The sequence below is a fragment of the Kitasatospora sp. NPDC029367 genome (assembly GCF_055569135.1).
Genome location: NZ_JBVHYH010000001.1, coordinates 54,648 through 71,611, shown reverse-complemented (window position 1 = coordinate 71,611; position 16,964 = coordinate 54,648). Strand labels below are relative to the sequence as shown.

At 75.3% G+C, this 16,964-nt stretch carries 11 protein-coding genes; 3 read left to right on the top strand and 8 right to left on the bottom strand.

The genetic code is table 11. The features are described from left to right. The first annotated feature begins 4 nt into the window (after positions 1–4). Positions 5–580 (top strand): GTP-binding protein, encoded by a 576-nt coding sequence (locus tag ACZ4W5_RS00360; RefSeq protein WP_360240302.1) that lies wholly within the window; start codon positions 5–7, stop codon positions 578–580. An 89-nt stretch (positions 581–669) separates the two neighbouring features. On the opposite strand, the gene ACZ4W5_RS00355 is transcribed toward ACZ4W5_RS00360, so the two are convergent. The 3 genes from ACZ4W5_RS00355 to ACZ4W5_RS00345 form a co-directional block, all read right to left on the bottom strand. Next, the gene (locus ACZ4W5_RS00355; protein WP_360240299.1) at positions 670–1,122 is read right to left on the bottom strand and encodes a MarR family winged helix-turn-helix transcriptional regulator; all 453 of its coding nucleotides are present in this window, start codon (positions 1,120–1,122) and stop codon (positions 670–672) included. Positions 1,123–1,270: 148 nt separating this feature from the next. Continuing rightward, the gene (locus ACZ4W5_RS00350; protein WP_465651692.1) at positions 1,271–2,053 is read right to left on the bottom strand and encodes an ABC transporter ATP-binding protein; all 783 of its coding nucleotides are present in this window, start codon (positions 2,051–2,053) and stop codon (positions 1,271–1,273) included. 27 nt (positions 2,054–2,080) lie between these two features. Then, a complete protein-coding gene (locus ACZ4W5_RS00345; protein ID WP_465651690.1) occupies positions 2,081–3,109 on the bottom strand; it encodes an ABC transporter substrate-binding protein in 1,029 nt (342 codons plus the stop codon). A 106-nt stretch (positions 3,110–3,215) separates the two neighbouring features. Here ACZ4W5_RS00345 and fhuB point away from each other — a divergent pair, with 106 nt between their 5' ends. Together fhuB and fes are read left to right on the top strand one after the other, a co-directional pair. After that, the gene (fhuB, locus tag ACZ4W5_RS00340; RefSeq protein ID WP_465651689.1) at positions 3,216–5,381 is read left to right on the top strand and encodes a Fe(3+)-hydroxamate ABC transporter permease FhuB; all 2,166 of its coding nucleotides are present in this window, start codon (positions 3,216–3,218) and stop codon (positions 5,379–5,381) included. Between the two features lie 22 nt (positions 5,382–5,403). After that, positions 5,404–6,582: an enterochelin esterase gene (fes, locus tag ACZ4W5_RS00335; protein ID WP_465651687.1), complete on the top strand. Its 1,179-nt coding sequence runs from the start codon at positions 5,404–5,406 to the stop codon at positions 6,580–6,582. An 80-nt stretch (positions 6,583–6,662) separates the two neighbouring features. Here the strand turns inward: fes and ACZ4W5_RS00330 are convergent, their stop codons facing one another. The 5 genes from ACZ4W5_RS00330 to ACZ4W5_RS00310 all read right to left on the bottom strand — a co-directional run bounded on the left by ACZ4W5_RS00330 (position 6,663) and on the right by ACZ4W5_RS00310 (position 16,922). After that, positions 6,663–7,214 carry a YceI family protein gene (locus ACZ4W5_RS00330; RefSeq protein WP_465651685.1) on the bottom strand — a complete coding sequence of 184 codons (552 nt, stop codon included), beginning with the start codon at positions 7,212–7,214 and terminating at the stop codon, positions 6,663–6,665. A 123-nt stretch (positions 7,215–7,337) separates the two neighbouring features. Continuing rightward, complete coding sequence (locus ACZ4W5_RS00325; protein ID WP_465651683.1) at positions 7,338–7,889, bottom strand: Uma2 family endonuclease; 552 nt, start codon at positions 7,887–7,889, stop codon at positions 7,338–7,340. A 90-nt stretch (positions 7,890–7,979) separates the two neighbouring features. Continuing rightward, on the bottom strand, positions 7,980–9,317 hold the full coding sequence (locus ACZ4W5_RS00320) for a DHA2 family efflux MFS transporter permease subunit (protein WP_465651681.1): 1,338 nt from the start codon (positions 9,315–9,317) through the stop codon (positions 7,980–7,982). A 53-nt stretch (positions 9,318–9,370) separates the two neighbouring features. Further along, positions 9,371–9,556 (bottom strand): MbtH family protein, encoded by a 186-nt coding sequence (locus tag ACZ4W5_RS00315; protein WP_360240276.1) that lies wholly within the window; start codon positions 9,554–9,556, stop codon positions 9,371–9,373. Next, positions 9,549–16,922 (bottom strand): amino acid adenylation domain-containing protein, encoded by a 7,374-nt coding sequence (locus ACZ4W5_RS00310; RefSeq protein WP_465651679.1) that lies wholly within the window; start codon positions 16,920–16,922, stop codon positions 9,549–9,551. The genes ACZ4W5_RS00315 and ACZ4W5_RS00310 overlap by 8 nt, the downstream gene beginning before the upstream one ends. Positions 16,923–16,964: the final 42 nt, after the last annotated feature.

Below are 16,964 nucleotides of genomic sequence, written 5' to 3'. Positions count from 1 at the left end.
CGAATTGACGACCCAGAGCCTGGTGCCGGGCGCGGTCAAGATCCTCGTCGCCGGCGGCTTCGGCGTCGGGAAGACCACCATGGTCGGCTCGGTCAGCGAGATCGAACCGCTGCAGACCGAGGAGCGGATGACCCGCGCCAGCATCGGGGTCGACAGCCTCGAAGGCGTCCAGGGCAAGTCCACCACCACGGTGGCGATGGACTTCGGGCGGATCACCGTCCGCGAGGACCTGGTGCTCTACCTCTTCGGTACGCCCGGGCAGTTCCGGTTCTGGTTCATGTGGGACGACCTCGCCCTCGGCGCCCTCGGCGCGATCATCCTCGCCGACACCCGGCGGCTCGAATCCAGCTTCGCCGCCGTGGACTTCTTCGAGCAGCGCGGAATCCCCTTCGCCATCGGGGTCAACTGCTTCCACGGCCGCCGCGAGGCCACCCCGGAGGACGTCCGGCGCGCCCTCGACCTCGGGCCGGAGGTGCCGGTGGTGCTGTGCGACGTCCGGGAGCGGGCGTCCAGCAAGGAGCTGCTGCTCGCCCTGCTCGACCGGGTGCACCGGGACGCGCTGGCCGTCGGGCGCCGCTGAGGCGGCTGCGGCCGCCGGGAGCACGCCTCGGGCCAGGTCATGCCTGGGCCGGGGTCATGCCAGGCGCTGGGTCGTGCCTGCGGGCCGGGTCACACCTTCGTCGGGGTGAGCTCGGCGAGCGCGTCGACCAGCGGGGCCAGCTCGGGGAGTTCCGCGGCCTGGGCCAGGGTCGCCTCCAGGGTGGCGTCGTGCACCGGGCGGGCGGCCTCCAGCAGGGCGCGGCCCTCGGCGGTCAGCTCGGTGTAGATGCCACGCCGGTCGTCCGCGCAGAGGTAGCGGCTGAGCAGGCCCCGGTCCTCCAGGCGGCTCACCAGGCGGGTGGTGGCACTGCTGCTCAGTGCCGCCGCACGGGCCAGCTGCTGCATCCGCATGTGCCAGCCGTCCTGGCGGGAGAGCGCCTCCAGCACCGTGTACTCCACCACCGAGAGCTTGTGCTCCGCCTGGAGCGCCTTCTCCAGCGCGGCCTCGATCAGCCCGTGCAGGGCGGCGAGCGTCCGCCAGCCACCGGCCCGGACCTCGGCCGCGTCATCGCGGATGGCCATGGCTCGCCTTCCCTTCACGTTCACCTGGGCGTCCTGAGCTGTCCCCTCTCGTACAAGTATGCCATTCGGCGCCGATTATCGGTCTCTGCAAATAATTCGGCTCACAGCTCCTTCGCTCCGCCCTCAGGGCGGGCCGACCGCTGCCCCCTCAGCCCGCCGGCGCCCGCGGGACGATGACCGGCGCGCCGTCGTCCGGGGCCGACAGGACGTGGCTGTCGATGTCGTACAGCGCCCGCACCAGCGGTGCGTCCACCACCTCCCGGGGCGGCCCGCAGGCGACCACCGCGCCGTCCCGCAGGGCGACCAGCAGGTCGGCGTAGCGGGCGGCGGCCGCGAGGTCGTGCAGCACCATCACCACCGTGCGCCCGCCGGCCGCGACCGTGCGGACCAGTTCCAGCACCTCCACCGCGTGGCCGAGGTCGAGCGCGCTGGTCGGCTCGTCCAGCAGCACCACCGGGGCGTCCTGGGCGAGCACCATGGCGAGCCAGCAGCGCTGCCGCTGGCCGCCGGAGAGCTGGTCCAGGCGGCGGTCGGCGAGGGCGTCGACGCCGGTGGCGCGCAGGGCCTCGGCGGTGAGCCGCTCGTCGTCGGCCGACCACTGGCGGAACAGGCCCTGGTGCGGGTGGCGCCCGTAGCGGACCAGGCCGGCCACGGTGACCGCCTCGGGGGCCTGCGGGCTCTGCGGGAGCAGCGCGACCCGGTGGGCGGCCCGGCGCGGGCGCAACTGCCAGATGTCCTCGCCGCCGACCAGGATCCGCCCGCCGTCCGGCCTGTGCAGCCGGGCCACCGCCCGCAGCAGGGTGGACTTGCCGCAGCCGTTCGGGCCGACCACGGCCACCACCTGCCCGGCGGGCACGGTGAGGTCGATGCCGCCGAGCACCGGGCGGCCCGGGCGGTACCCGGCGGTGACGCCCTGGATCGTCAACTCCATCTCTCAGCCCCCCAGTTCGGATTGCGTTCAGGAACCGGACAGCGCCTTGCCGAGGTCGCCGATGACGACGTCGGCCGCCAGCGGTCCGCCGCGGGTGGACCAGACCGAACCGTCCACGGTGACGGCGTGGTTGTTCTTCACCGCGTTCAACTGCTGGTAGGCGGGCTTGGACTGGACGTCCTTGAGGGCGGCCCTGCCGTCGTCGGTGAGGGTGGACAGGAACAGCCAGTCGCCGTCGATCTCGGCGAGCTTCTCCAGGCTGAGCGCCGGGCTGTGGGCGTTGCCGTCCTTGTCCTGGGCGGCCGGGCGGGTGAGGCCCAGGTCGAGGGCGACGCCGCCGGCGAACTGCTTCTTCTCCATCCAGCTGGGGCCGGTGGGGTTCCAGCGGACGATGGAGACGGCGGCGCCCTTGTTCCTGCCGAGGTCGGCACCGGCCTTGGTGGCCCTGGCCTGGTAGTCGTCGATCACCTTGTTGGCCTGGTCGAGCTTGTTGACGGCGTTGCCGATGCCCCGGAAGGCGAGCTTCCAGTCGTCGGTGGGCGCCATGGTGACCAGGGTGGCGGGGGTGATCTCGCGCAGCTGCTTGAGCACCTGCTCGTCCTGCATGTCCCCGGCCAGGATGAGGTCGGGCTTGGCGGCGATCACCTTGTCCATCACCGGCTGGAGCAGGTTGCCGACCACCGGCACGCCCTGGACCTTGTCCTTGAGGTACGCGGGCGGCTCGTTGAGCCCCTGGCCGTTGGTGATGCCGACCGGCTTGACGCCGAGGGCGAGCACCGCGTCGAGGTCCTCCTGGGTGAGGGTGACGATCCGCTTGGGCTCGGCGGGGACTTCGACGGCCTTGCCGGTGGCGTCCTTGACGGTGCGCCTGCCGCCGTTGGCCGCGTCCGCCGCGCTGCCCGGGGCGGCGGACGCGGAGTTGGAGGGGTCCGCGGACGTGGACGAGGACCCGGAGGAGCCGCACCCGGCGAGCAGGAGGGCGGCCGCCCCGGTGACGGCCAGCGCCCGGGCCGCGCGGCGGCGGGAGGGGCGGAGCGGGCTCTGGGCGTACGGCATGGGTGCCTCCGGGGCGGGGGTGGTACGGGAGTTGGGCGGCGTCCGGGCAGCCCGGCACGACGGCGGTGCCGGCGGGGCGCCCCGTTCATTAGGTTAGCCTTACCTTATGACATCGTCGCAAGTGGGCGCCCCCGAAGCGCCCGCCGTCACCGCACCTGGCGCCCCTCCCCCACCGGCCCGCCCGCTCCGGGAGCGCGCCTGGCCGGTCGCCGTCGGGGCGGTCGCGGTGCTGCTCGCCCTCACCGCGCTCTCGCTCTCGGTCGGCGCCGGCGAGGTCGGGCCGGGACGGGTCCTGGACTACCTGCTCGACCGCGGCGGAGCCCGTGCCGACAGCCGACTCGCGCTCGTCGTCGGCGAGTTGCGGCTGCCCCGCACCCTCACCGCACTGCTGGTCGGCGCCGCCCTCGGCGTCGCCGGCGCCCAGCTCCAGTCCGTCACCCGCAACCCGCTGGCCGAGACCGGCCTGCTCGGCGTCAACGCGGGCGCCTCGCTCGGCGTCGTGCTCGGCATCGCCGTGCTCGGCGTGCAGACCTCCTACGGGTACCTCGCCCTCGCCTTCGGCGGCGCCGTCCTCGCCAGCACCCTGGTCCTGCTGATCGCCGGCAGCCGGGGCGGCGGCTCCCCCGTGCGCCTGGTCCTCGGCGGCTCCGCCGTCGGCGCGACCTTCTGCGGCATCACCGGCGTGCTCATCGTCAACTCGCCCGAGGCGTACGACCGTTACCGGATCTGGGTGCTCGGCTCACTGGCCGGGGTGGAGGGCTGGACGACCCTGGGCCAACTCGCCCCCGTCCTCGGCGCCGGCTTCCTGCTCGCCCTGCTCACCACCCGGCCGCTCACCGCCCTCGCCCTCGGCGACGACCTCGCCCGCGGCCTCGGCCACCGGCCCGGCGCCACCCGCGCCGCCGTCGCCGCCGCCGTCACGCTGCTCACCGCCTCGGCGGTCGCCCTGGCCGGGCCGATCTCCTTCCTCGGCCTGCTCGCCGGCTTCCTGGCCCGCGCCCTCGCCGGGCCCCGGATCGGCCGACTCACCCTGCTCGCCGGGCTGTTCGGCGCCGCCGTGCTCACCGGCGCGGACGTGCTCGCCCGGGTGGTCGCCCGGCCGTTCGAGGCGCCGGTCTCGGTGATCGTCGCCCTGGTCGGCGCCCCCGCGCTGATCGCCATGGTCCGCTCCCGCCGCTCCGCCGCCCTGGCGCTCGGCGACCCCGCCGCCGAGGCCCCGCCCGTCCGGCGCGCCGAACCGCGCCCGGCACGGCCGGACCCGGCCATCCGCTACGGCGCGTGGTCCCTGCTGGTACCGCGCCGGCCGCTGCTCGCCGGACTCGGCCTGGCCGCCGCCCTGCTCGCCGCCGTGGTCGCCGCCGCGCACGCCGGACAGAGCGAACTCGGCCTCGGCGAGACCTTCCAGGCCGTGTTCGGCCACGGCGAGCGGCTGGACGTGCTGCTGGTCCAGAAGTTCCGCCTCGGCCGGATCGTCGCCGGACTCGCCGCCGGAGCCGCCCTCGGCCTCGCCGGCTGCCTCACCCAGACCCTGGCCCGCAACCGGCTCGCCACCCCCGAACTCCTCGGCGTCAACGACGGCGCCACCGCCGCCGTGCTGATCTCCGCCACCGCCTCCGGCACCTTCGGCGCCTGGTGGGCCGGACCGCTCGGCGCGCTGGCCGCCGTCCTGGTCGTCAGCCTGGTCTCCGGCGGGCTCGGCGCCCGCGGCTACCGGGTGCTGGTCGTCGGACTCGCCATGTCGGCGCTCGCCTCGGCCGTCATCCAGGTCGCCCTCGCCCGGCGCTCGCTCAACTCCGCCGGCTCGCTGTACGTCTGGACCTCCGGCAGCCTCAACGGCCGGGACTACGCCGTCGCCACGCCCGTGCTCATCGGACTCGCCGTCCTGGTGCCGACCGCCCTGGTGGTGGCCCGGCGGCTGGCGGTGCTGCGCTTCGACGACAGCGTGGCCGCCTCGCTGGGCGTCGACCCCGGCAGGGTCCGGCTCGCCTGCCTGCTGCTCGCCGTCGCCCTCGCCGGGCTCGCCGTCGGGGTCTGCGGGCCGGTCGGCTTCGTCGCCCTCGCCGCGCCCGTACTCGCCGCCCGGCTGGCCGGACCGACCCGGGTGCCGGTGCTCGGCTCCGCGCTCACCGGCGCACTGCTCGTCGTCCTCGCCGACACCCTCGGACGGGTGCTGATCGGCGGGGTGGAGATCCCCGTCGGCATCGTCACCACCGTGCTCGGCGGCCCCTTCCTGCTCTGGGTGCTGCTCGGGCGCCGCCAGAGCGCCGCCTGAACCGACCCCGGAGCTGAGACCTTTGGCTGCCTTCCCCCTGATCGCCCCCGATCCGGACGACCCCGCCCACCGGCTGGTCACCTTCGTGCACGACGAGGACGACTGCGACGGCGTGCTCGCACTCCTCCACACCGTCACCGACAAGGACCGGCACGCCGGCGACCTGACCCCCCATCTGATGACCCGCCGCAACGACCGCTGGGAGATCACCTACCGGCTGCGCGCCGACCACCGCGCCTCCTACCAGCTGCACCCCTTCCGCGGCGCGCCCCCCGGCACCACCCGGGCCGACTGGCTGCACGTCCTCGACCACGCCCGCCCCGACCCGCACGACACCGAACCCCGCCTCCCCGCCCGCGACGGCCGCCACCCCGCCTCGGTGCTCAGCCTGCCGCAGGCCCCCGCCCAGCCGTACGCCCGGCGGCGGGAGGACGTGCCGCGCGGGCGGACGCTCCCCCGTACAGTGGCCGGCCGGCGGGTGGACGTCCACCTCCCCGCCGGGCACGGGCACGGGCACGGGCGTGGGCCCGGGCATGGGCACGGAGCCGGCCTCGGCCTCGGCCCGTACCCGGTGGCGGTGCTGCTCGACGGCGAGATGTGGGGCGAGGTGCTGTCCGTCGGCGACACCCTCGACAACCTCACGGCCGACGGCGCCATCCCGCCCACCGTCGCCCTGCTGGTGCACACCATGGGGCCGGGCCGCCCCGAGGAGCTGAGCTGCAACCCGGCCTTCGTCGACCACCTCGCCGACCACCTTCTCCCCTGGGCCGCAGCGGAGTTCGGCACCACCGACGACCCGCGCCGGACCGTCATCGCCGGCCAGAGCGCGGGCGGCCTCACCGCCGCCTTCGCCGCCTACCGGCGCCCCGAGCGCTTCGGCAACGCGCTCTCCCAGTCCGGCTCCTTCTGGTGGCCGGACGAGACGGAGTTCGACGAGGGCAGCGAATGGCTGACCCGCCGCTTCGCCGCCGAACCGCGACGGGAGGCCCGCTTCTACGTCGAGGTCGGCCTCCAGGAGTGGATGCTGCTCACCCAGAACCGGCACCTGCGCGACGTGCTCACCGCCCGGGGGTACGAGGTCGAGTACCGCGAGTTCAACGGCGGCCACGACTACGCCTGTTGGCGCGGCGGCCTGGCCGACGGGCTGGCGCACCTGCTGGGCCGGGCGCCGACGAACGGCCCGTACCGGCCGAACGGCTGACGGCACAGGGCTGACAGCAGACGGCTGACGGGCAGCACCGCGGTGCTGCCCGTCAGCCGGTTCGGACCCGCTGGCCCTCGCTAGCCCTGCTTGATCGCGGAGATGTCGAACTCCAGCACCACCTTGTCGCCGACCAGCACGCCGCCGCCCTCCAGCGCCGCGTTCCAGGTCACCCCGAACTCCTTGCGGCTGATCGTCACCGAACCCTCCAGGCCCACCCGCAGGTTGCCGTACGGGTCCACCGCGTTGCCGGTGTACTCGAAGTCGATGGTGACCGGGCGGGTGGTGTCCTTGATGGTGAGGTCGCCGGTGACCCGGTAGTCGGTCTCGGAGACGACCTCGACCGAGGTCGAACGGAAGGTGATGTCAGGGAAGTTGGGGGCGTCCAGGAAGTCGTTGGTCCGCAGGTGCTGGTCGCGCTGCTCCACCCCGGAGTCGATGCTCTCCGCCTTGATCACCACCTGGCCGGACGACCGCGTGGGATCGGCCCCGTCCAGGTGCGCGGTGCCCTCGAACTGCCCGAACGAACCCCGCACCTTGGTCACCATGGCGTGCCGCGCGACGAAGCCGATCCGGGAGTGCGCGGGGTCGAGGACGTAGTCCCCGGTGAGCTCGGGAAGCGAAACGGTCATGAGGTACCTCCAAGAGTGGCCTGGATCCGGACGTCAGCCTGCAAGGTGTCAGGCCAATGCAGTACCCGCCCGCCCGCCGCGCGGCACCACCCCGCCAAGTTCCCGCCAACGGGTGAAGCCGCCTCAGTCCCGGTACGGGACCAGCCTCGCCAGGTCCAGCTCGAAGCCGAACGGCTCGGGAATCCGGATCGTCTCGCCGAACTCCCGCTCGGTACGGGTGTGGTAGCGGTCGCGGTTCGGCTCCGAGAACAGGGTGACGGTCTTCTGGCGTGGGTCGATGATCAGATAGAGCGGGAAGCCCATCCGGGGGTAGTCACGGACCTTCCCCGTCCAGTCGTTGTCGGGGTTGGACGGGGAGACGACCTCGACCGCGATCAGCGCGAGCTCCGCCGGGATGTTGTGCCCGGCCAGGTCGATGACGTCCTCCGGCAGGTAGGTGAGGTCCGGATTCCGGACGGCGCCGACTTCGGGCGACGAGAGATCGCTGTTCCCGCTCGTGAAGTAGCCCGCCGGGCAGTGCGCGTCGAACTGGCGCTGCACGATCGACAGGTTCAGCTGGTGGATCGAGGACGGCGGCGCCTGCACGACGATGAGCTCGCCGGACAGCTCGACCTTGAAACCGTCCGGAAGGCTGCGCCGGGCCGCTTCGAGAAGGCGGTAGCGCTCGGGGTTCATGCGGTCTCCTCCGGTGCTCCTGTCACCGTACGGTAGTCGGGGCGGACGGGAGGATCCTCCCGCCCGCCCCGATCGCGTCCTCCTCAGTCCTCAGCCCGCCGGGGGCGGGGGCGGGCCCTGGGCCGGGAGGCGGCGGGCGAGGAGGGCTCCGGCGGCGACCAGGGCGGCGGTGAGGGCCAGGGCGAGCCGGTACGGGGTGGGGTCGGCGCCGTCGCCGAGGGCGCCGATCAGGGCGGCGGTGGCGGCGATGCCGAGGGCGCCGCCGAGGGTGCGCAGGATGGTGAACAGGGCCATCGCCCGGCCCATCGCGGGCGGTGGCACGTCGGCGAAGCCGGCGATCTGGACGGTGAGCACGGCGGTGCCCAGCACCAGTCCGACGGCGAACATCAACACCCGTACGGCCCAGGGGTTCTCGGCCACGCCGAGGGCGGCGAGGACCGCCGCGGCCAGCAGCAGGGCGGGCAGCGCGAGGCGGCGCGGGCCGAGCCTGGGCAGCAGCCGGTCGACCACCTGGGAGGCGGCCATCAGGCCGATCGCCTCCGGGAAGACGCTGAGCCCGGCGTCCAGGGCGGTGGCGCCGCGGGCGGCCTGGTAGAGCAGGGGCAGCACGAACAGGGCGCCCATCAGCCCGGCCGAGGTGAGCAGGGCCAGCCAGCTCGCCGCGCCGTAGCAGCGGTCGGCGAGCAGTCGCAGGTCCACCAGCGGTTCGGGCGAGCGCAGCTGGTTCCGTACCGCGAGTCCCAGCAGGGCGGCCCCGGCGAGGCCGCCGAGCCAGACCGCCGGTGCCGTCCAGCCGTGGGCCGGGCCGAAGCCGAGGGCGTAGGTGAGCAGGCCGAGGCCCGGGGTGGCGAGCAGGAAGCCGCGGGTGTCGAAGCGGCCGGCCGGGGGTTCCGGTTCGGTCCGCAGGGCGGCCAGGCCGAGCGCCACGGCGAGGATGCCGACCGGCAGGTTGACCAGGAACAGCCAGTGCCAGGAGAGGTGTTCGGTGAGGAAGCCGCCGAGGGGCGGTCCGAGGGCGGGCATCAGGGCGGTCGGCACGATCAGGATCCGGCCGAGGCGCGGGCGCTCCTGCGGCGTGAAGGAGCGGAACAGCAGGGTCATGCCGACCGGGGTGAGCAGCCCGCCGGCCACGCCCTGGACGGCGCGGGCGGCGGCCAGCGTGCCGAGGCCGGGGGCGGCGGCGCAGAGCGCGGAGGCCAGGGTGAAGACGGCGAGCGCGCCGAGGAAGACCCGCTTGACGCCGTACCGGTCACCGAGCCAGCCGGCCACCGGCAGGCCGAGGGCCAGGCCGACCAGGAAGGCGGTCTCGACCGGGTTGGCGGCCGGGACGGGCCGGCCGAAGTCCTCGGCGATCCGGTACAGCGCGGGGTTGACGATGGTCGAGTCGAGGCCGTTCATGCACATCGCGGCGGTGTACACGACGACCACGGCGGCGCGCCCCGCGAGCAGGGGACGCGCCGGGGACGCGACGGGGGGAGGGGTCACAGGTCGGTCCAGTGCGCGGTGATCCAGGCCAGGGCGTCGGGGCGGGCGCAGGGGCCGTGGGCGACGCTCCAGCCGGCCGGGACGGCGGCGAAGGCGGGCCACAGGGAGTGCTGGCCCTGGTCGTTGACGAGGGCCAGGAACGCGCCGTCGGCGTCGAAAGGGTTGACGGGGGCGTCACTCATGGTCGGAGTTCTCCAGGTGGTCGGCGATCACGCTCGCGATGTGCGCGATCGGGGCGGGCAGGGTCATGTCCTTGTGCGAGCAGGCCACGTCGGTGTTGTCGATCCGGCCGGTCACGTAGGGGGCCCAGAGTTCGGGCACCAGGGTCTCGTCGATGGTGTCGACGGTGGCCCGGAAGAACCGGACGTCGCCGTGGAAGGGCCGGTGGTCGTAACCCCGCACCAGGTGGTTGGTGTTGAGGTAGATCGCGTTGAGCGCCGTCACGGTGGCCCGGTCCAGCCCGGCCAGCGGGCTGCCCTCGCGGCCCAGCAGCTCGATCACGGCGTCGAGTTCGAGCGGCTGCCCGGCGAGGTCGTCCGGTCCGAAGCCGCCCATGGTGAGCAGTGCCTCCAGGGCTTCGGCCTGGTCCGGGACGGGGAGTTCGCGGAAGCCCTCGGCCGGGTAGGCGTCCAGGATCGCCAGCAGCTCGACCTGCCGGCCCAGTTCCTGGAGCCGGACGGCGACGGCGTGGGCGATGATCCCGCCGGTCGACCAGCCGAGCAGCCGGTACGGCCCCTCGGGCTGGACCTCGCGCAGCCGGTCGGCGTAGTGCGCGGCCAGCTCCTCCATGGTCGCGGGCAGCGGTTCGCCGACGGTGGCGGCGCCGACGCCCTGGGCCTGGAGGCCGTAGAGGGGGACGTCGGCCGGGAGGTGGCGGATCAGGCCGGTGTAGCACCAGCTGAGGCCGCCGGCCGGGTGGATCGCGAACAGCGGGGCGCGGCGGCCGGGGGCGGTGGGCCGCAGCGGGAGCAGGACGTCCAGGGCGTCGGCGCCGGGGGTGCCCTCGGACAGGGAGGCGTCGAGCGCGGCCACGCTGGAGGCCTGGAACAGCGCGCCGATGCCGACCTCCAGGCCGAGCACCTCGCGGATCCGGCCGGCCAGCCGGACCACCAGCAGGGAGTGGCCGCCGAGCGCGAAGAAGTCGTCCTCGACCCCGACCGTCTCCAGGCCCAGGACTTCGGCGAAGAGCTGGCAGAGCTGCTGCTCGCGCGGGCTGCGGGGCGGGCGGCCGGCTCCGGCGGCGGGGGCCTCGGGGGCGGGCAGGGCGCGGCGGTCGAGCTTGCCGTTGGCGGTCAGCGGCAGTCGGTCGAGCAGCACCACGGCGGAGGGCACCATGTGGGCGGGCAGCTCGGCGGCGGCGTGGGCGCGCAGGGCCTCGGATACGGCCGTGCCCACCGCGTAGCCGACCAGGCGCTGGTCGCCGGGGGTGTCCTCGCGGACCACCACGGCGGCGTCGGCGACGGCCGGGTGGGCGGCCAGCACGGCCTCGATCTCGCCGAGTTCGATCCGGAAGCCGCGCAGCTTGACCTGCTGGTCGGCGCGGCCGAAGTACTCCAGTACGCCGTCCGCGCGGCGGCGGGCGAGGTCGCCGGAGCGGTACATCCGGGTGCCCCGCTCGCCGAACAGCTCGGCGTGCGGGTCGGCGACGAAGCGGGTGGCGGTGAGTTCGGGGCGGCCGAGGTAGCCGCGGGCCAGGCCGGCCCCGGCGACGTACAGCTCGCCGGTGACGCCGGGCGGGACGGGCTGGAGGTGCTGGTCCAGGACGTAGACCCGCAGGTCGGGGATGTTGACGCCGATGGTGCTGCTGCTGGTCGCGGCGGCGCTCGCCCGGTCGAGGGCGATGTACGAGACGTGCACGGTGGTCTCGGTGATGCCGTACATGTTGACCAGGGTCGGGGCGTCCTGCGGGTGCCGGGAGTACCAGTCGTCCAGGCGGCCGAGTTCGAGCGCCTCGCCGCCGAACACCACGTAGCGCAGGGCGAGTTCGCTGCCGGGGCAGTCCCGGTCGGCGGCGCTGAGCTGGTAGAAGGCGGACGGGGTCTGGTTGAGCACCGTGACGCGCTCGCGGGCGAGCAGGTCGAGGAAGGCCGCCGGGTCGCGGCTGACCAGGTGCGGGACGACGACCAGTCGGCCGCCGTGCAGCAGCGCGCCCCACAGCTCCCAGACCGAGAAGTCGAAGGCGTAGGAGTGGAAGAGCGTCCAGACGTCCTGGTCTTCGAAGCCGAACCAGTGGTCGGTGGAGCTGAACAGCCGGGCGACGTTGCGGTGGGTGACGGGCACGCCCTTGGGCCGGCCGGTGGAGCCGGAGGTGTAGATGACGTACGCGGTGTCCTCTGCGCGCAGCGGCCGGGTGCGTTCGTGCTGGGCCAGCGGGGTGGCCGGGTACCGTGCCGGCTCCGGCCCGTCGACCAGGAGTCGGGGGACGGCGTGGGCGGGCAGTCGGGGGGCGGTGGCCCGGTCGGTGAGCAGGGCGGCGGGGGTGGCGTCGGCCAGCATGTAGGCGAGGCGGTCGGCCGGGTAGTCGGGGTCGAGCGGGAGGTAGGCGGCGCCGGACTTGGCGACCGCGAGCAGGGCGACGACCAGGTCGACCGAGCGGGGCAGGGCGAGGGCGACGATGGTGCCGGGGCCGATGCCCCGGTCGGCCAGCAGGCGGGCCAGGCGGTCGGCGCGGGCGGCGAGTTCGGTGTAGTCGAGCCGTTCGTCACCACAACTGACCGCGATGGAACGGGGGTTGGCGGCGGCCGCGGCCTCGAACAGCTCGGGCAGGGTGGCATCGGGCGGGGCAGGGAGTGCGGCGGTGCCGTTCCACTCGACCAGGGCGCGGTGCCGTTCCGGCTCGCTGATCAGCGGCAGCCGGCCGATCGGGGTGTCCGGGTCGGCGGCGGCCGCGGTGAGCAGTCGGGCGAGGCGCTCGGCGAGGGCGGTCGCGGTGGCGGGCCCGAAGAGGTCGGTGCGGTACTCCAGGAAGCCGCCGATGCCGCCGCCGGGCCGCTCCCCCGCGTTGAGGGTGAGGTCGAACTTGGCGGTGCCGCTGGGGATCGCGGCGATCTCGGCGGTCAGGCCGCCGCCGAGCGGGACGGGTTCGTCGGCGCGGCTCTGCCAGGCGAGCATCACCTGGAACAGCGGGTGGCGGGCGAGCGAGCGGGCCGGGTTGAGCTCCTCGACCAGCCGGTCGAAGGGCAGGTCGGCGTGCTCGTGCGCAGCCAGCACGGTGGCGCGCACGCGCCGGAGCAGCTCCCGGAAGGACGGGTCGCCGGCGGTGTCGGTGCGCAGCACCGCGGAGTTGACGAAGTAGCCGACCAGGGCGGCGGTCCGCTCGTCCTCGCGCCCGGCGAGCGGGGTGCCGACGGGGATGTCGGTGCCGCAGCCGTGCCGGGTGAGCAGCGCGGCGAGGCCGGCCTGGACGGCCATGAACACGGTGCTGCCGGTGGAGCGGGCGAGCGCGGCGAGGGCGGTGTGCGCCTCGGCGCCGAGGGTGAAGGGGACGGTGGCGCCGTCGTGGCCGGCCACCGGCGGGCGGGGGCGGTCGGTGGGCAGGTCGAGCTGGTCGGGCAGGCCGGCCAGGGCGGTGCGCCAGTGCTCGGTCTGCCGTACGGCGAGCGGGGTGGGCGCGTCCACGGTGCCGAGCAGCTGGCGCTGCCAGGCGGCGTGGTCGGCGAACTGGACGTCCAGTGGGGCGAGTTCGGGTGCGTGTCCGGCCTGCCGGGCGGTGTAGGCGGCGGCGAGGTCGTGCAGCAGCGGGGTGGTGGAGGCGCCGTCGCCCGCGATGTGGTGGAGCAGCAGGAGCAGGGTGTGCCGCTCGGGGCCGTGGCCGAACAGCGTGGCGCGCAGCGGGGGTTCGGCGGTGAGGTCGAAGGCGTAGCGGACGGCGTCGGCCATCTGTTCGGTGCCGTTGCCCTCGCCCTCGCCGTCGCCGTTGCCCTCGCCGTCGATTGCGCCGTCGCCGCCGTCGCCGCCGTCGTGGAGTTCGATCGGGGCGGGCGCCAGGATCCGCTGGTACGGCGTGCCGTCCGGCTCCTCGCCGTAGACGGTGCGCAGGACTTCGTGCCGGGCGGTGAGGTCGCCGAGGGCGAGGGTGAGGGCGGCGCGGTCGAGCGGGCCGGTGAGGGTGAGGGCGAGCGGGATGTTGTAGGTGGGGCTGGGGCCTTCGAGCCGGTGCAGGAACCAGAGGCCGCGCTGGGCGGGCGAGAGCGGCATCCGGTCGGTGCGCGGCACAGGCACCAGGGCGGGGCGCGGCTCGGGCCCGGCCCCAGGGCGCCCGTCCTGCGGTTCGGGCCGGAGCAGGGCGGCGAGGGCGGCCGGGGTCGGGTGGCGGAAGACGTCGGCGAAGGCGACCGGTGCGGCGAAGGTCTCGCGCAGCCGGGCGGCCAGGCGACCGGCGAGCAGGGAGTGGCCGCCGAGGTCGAAGAAGGAGTCCTCCCGGCCGGGTGCGGCGGGCAGGCCGAGGACGTCGGCGAACAGCCCGCAGACCAGTTCCTCCTGCGGGGTGGCGGCGGCCGCGCCGGGGGCGGTGACACCGGGGGCGGCGGCGGGGGGCTCGGGGAGGGTTCGGTGGTCCAGCTTGTCGTGGGCGGTGCGCGGCAGTTCGTCCAGCAGCAGGACGGCCGCCGGGACCATGTGGGCGGGCAGCCGGGCGGCGAGCGCGGCACGCAGGGCCTCGGGGTCGGGGAGCTCGGCGGCTTCGGGACCTGAACCGGCGGCGGGGAGCCCACTGGCGGCGGGAACGACGTAGCCGAGCAGTCGCTTGCCCTGCGGCCCGGGGCGGGCGATCACCACGGCCTGAGCCACGCCGGGCAGTTGGGCGAGGACGGCGGCGATCTCGCCGGGTTCGATCCGGAAGCCGCGGATCTTCACCTGGTCGTCGGCGCGGCCGAGGAACTCCAGGGTGCTGTCGGGGCGGCGGCGAGCGAGGTCGCCGGTGCGGTACATCCGGTCGCCGGGCGGGCCGAAGGGGTCGGCAAGGAAGCGTTCGGCGGTGAGGTCGGGGCGGCCGAGGTAGCCGCGGGCCAGGCAGGCACCGGCCACGTACAGTTCGCCGGTCACGCCGTCGGGCGCGGGGCGCAGCGAGCCGTCCAGGACGTAGGCGCGGGAGCCGCGCACCACCCGGCCGGTCGGGGCGCCGTCCGGGCCCGGGGTCCAGGCGTAGGCGTCGACGGTGGTCTCGGTGGGGCCGTAGAGGTCGATCGGGTGCAGACCGGGGACGGCGGCCAGCCGCTGCCAGAGGGCGGGCGGGGTGGCCTCGCCGCCGACCGCGAGCACCGACGGGCGGTGCCGGTCCGCGTCCAGCACGCCTTCGGCGAGGAGGACTTCGAGGTAGGAGGGGGTGAGGTCGAGGTAGTCGATGCGCTCGCGGTGGAGGTGGGCGGCGAGGGCGGCCGGGTCGCGGTAGGTGGCGTCGTCCAGCAGGTGGAGCTCGTGGCCGTGGACCATCCACAGCACCGGGTCCCAGGAGGCGTCGAAGGCGAAGGAGGCGCTGTGGGCGATGCGCAGGCGCTCGCGGCCGGTGCGGCGGACGGCGGGGGCGATGTGGTCCTCGCCGTGGCCGGCGTGCAGGTTGGCGAGCGAGGCGTGGGTGACGACCACGCCCTTGGGGCGGCCGGTGGAGCCGGAGGTGTGCAGCACGTAGGCGGCGTCGTGGAGGTGCGGGGCCGGCAGGGGTGCCTCGGCGGTCTCCGGCGCGTCCTGCGCGCGCTGCGTGCGCTGCGTGCGCTGCGTCGATGCCTCGGCGTCGGACGGTCGTACGGCGGGCAGGCCGGGCGGCAGGTCGAGGTCGGCGAGCGCCTCGGGGGTGCCGACCGCGCAGACCGGGCGGGCGTCGGCCAGCACGGCGGCGAGCCGCTGCCGGGGGTGGGCCAGGTCGAGGCTGACGCAGGCGCCGCCGGCCTTGAGCACGGCGAGCATCGCGACCAGGGTGTCCGCGCTGCGCGGCAGGGCGAGGGCGACGGGCGCGCCGCCGTGCACGCCGAGGCCGCGCAGGCGGCGGGCGAGGCGGTCGGAGCGGCGCTCCAACTCGCCGAAGGTGAGGGAGGTTTCGCCGCAGCGGACGGCGACGGCGTCCGGGGTGCGGGCGGCCTGGGCGGAGAACAGCTCGGGCACGGTCCGCTCGACCGGTGGTTCGGTACGGCCTTCGGTGGCGCGGCGCAGGGCGTCGGCGTCCAGCAGGTCGATCCGGGCGATCGGCGTCGTCGGGTCGGTGAGCAGCAGCTCGGCGAGACCGTCGAGGTAGCGCAGCAGGCCGTCGCGGTGGGCGGCCAGCGAGTCGGCGCCGTGGCGGGCCGGGTCGGCGTCGAGGACCAGGCGCAGGGCGCCGTCGGGGTCGGGCGAGACGTTCACGGCGAGGTCGTCGACCGGCCCGGCGGCGAGGTTGCGGACCACGCCCGGCAGGCCGGCCAGGTCGAGGTCGGTCTCGAAGGCCTTGATGTTGACCATCGGGCCGAAGAGGGCGCGGCGTTGGCCGGTGCGGCCGAGGTCGCGGCGCAGGTCCTCCAGCGGGTAGCGCTGGTGGCGGCGGGCGGTGCGCAGGGCGCGGACCACCTGGCGCAGCAGGTCCTCGGCGGTGTCGGCGGGGCGGACGGCGAGGCGTAGCGGCAGGACGTTGGCGGCGGCGACGGGCGTGCGCAGGGCGGCGGGGCCGCGGCGGTTGGCGAGCGGGAGGCCGAGCAGGACGTCCTCGGCGCCGGTCAGGCGGTGCAGGTAGCCGGCGGTGGCGGCGAGGAGGAGTTCGGCCCAGGTGGCCCGGGCCGTGGCGGCGGTGTGCTCCAGCCGCTCCCGGGTGCCGGCGGGGAGGGTGGCGGTCAGTCGCAGCGGGGTCGGTGCGGGCCCGGGGTGCCCGGCGGGGGTGCCCGGCAGGACGGCCGGCAGCACGGCCGGGGCGTCGGTGCCGGCGAGGTGGGCGGACCAGTGGGCGCGGTCGGTGCGGTAGTCCTCGCCCGCGCGGTAGGCGGCCTCCTCGGCGGCGGCCTCGGCGAGGCGGGCGAAGGGGCTGGGGTCGGGGTCGGTGCCGGTGGTGCGGGCGGTGTAGTGGGCGGCGACGCGGTCGCCGAGGAGGGTCAACGCGTAGGCGTCGACGGCGAGGTGGTGGATCCGGCGGTACCAGATCCGGTGGTCGTCGGCGAGCCGGATGAGGGCCTGGGTGAACAGCGGGCCGGTGGTGAGGTCGGCCGGGCGGGCGAGGTCGGCGCGCATCCAGGCCTCGGCCTCGGCGGACGGGTCCTCGGCGGCGCGCAGGTCGAGGCGGTGCAGCGGCCAGCGGTGACCGGGGTTCAGGCGCTGGTGCGGGGTGCCGTCCGGGCCGGTGACGACGACCGCGCCGAGGGCCTCAGCCTCGGCCAGCGTCTGTCGCAGGGCCGCCTCGAAGGCCTCCTCGTCGAGCGGTCCGGTGATCTCGACGGCGTCGCCGGTGTTGTAGACCGGGCTGGCGGGGTCGAGCGACTGGGCGTACCAGACGGCGGCCTGGGCGGCGAGCAGCGGGACGTCGGCGGGCCGGGCCCCCGTGGGCTCCTGATCGACGGGCTGCTGATCGACGGGCTGCGTTTCGACGGCGGGCATGGTGCGGAGAGCTCCTCGGGGGATCCGGAACGCCTTACTTAG

Bases quoted from the DNA above. Each gene is read 5' to 3' on its own strand.
- ACZ4W5_RS00355 (WP_360240299.1), bottom strand. From the start codon at position 1,122: ATGGCCATCCGCGATGACGCGGCCGAGGTCCGGGCCGGTGGCTGGCGG.
- ACZ4W5_RS00350 (WP_465651692.1), bottom strand. From the start codon at position 2,053: ATGGAGTTGACGATCCAGGGCGTCACCGCCGGGTACCGCCCGGGCCGC.
- ACZ4W5_RS00345 (WP_465651690.1), bottom strand. From the start codon at position 3,109: ATGCCGTACGCCCAGAGCCCGCTCCGCCCCTCCCGCCGCCGCGCGGCC.
- fhuB (WP_465651689.1), top strand. From the start codon at position 3,216: ATGACATCGTCGCAAGTGGGCGCCCCCGAAGCGCCCGCCGTCACCGCA.
- ACZ4W5_RS00330 (WP_465651685.1), bottom strand. From the start codon at position 7,214: ATGACCGTTTCGCTTCCCGAGCTCACCGGGGACTACGTCCTCGACCCC.
- ACZ4W5_RS00325 (WP_465651683.1), bottom strand. From the start codon at position 7,889: ATGAACCCCGAGCGCTACCGCCTTCTCGAAGCGGCCCGGCGCAGCCTT.
- ACZ4W5_RS00315 (WP_360240276.1), bottom strand. From the start codon at position 9,556: ATGAGTGACGCCCCCGTCAACCCTTTCGACGCCGACGGCGCGTTCCTG.
- ACZ4W5_RS00310 (WP_465651679.1), bottom strand. From the start codon at position 16,922: ATGCCCGCCGTCGAAACGCAGCCCGTCGATCAGCAGCCCGTCGATCAG.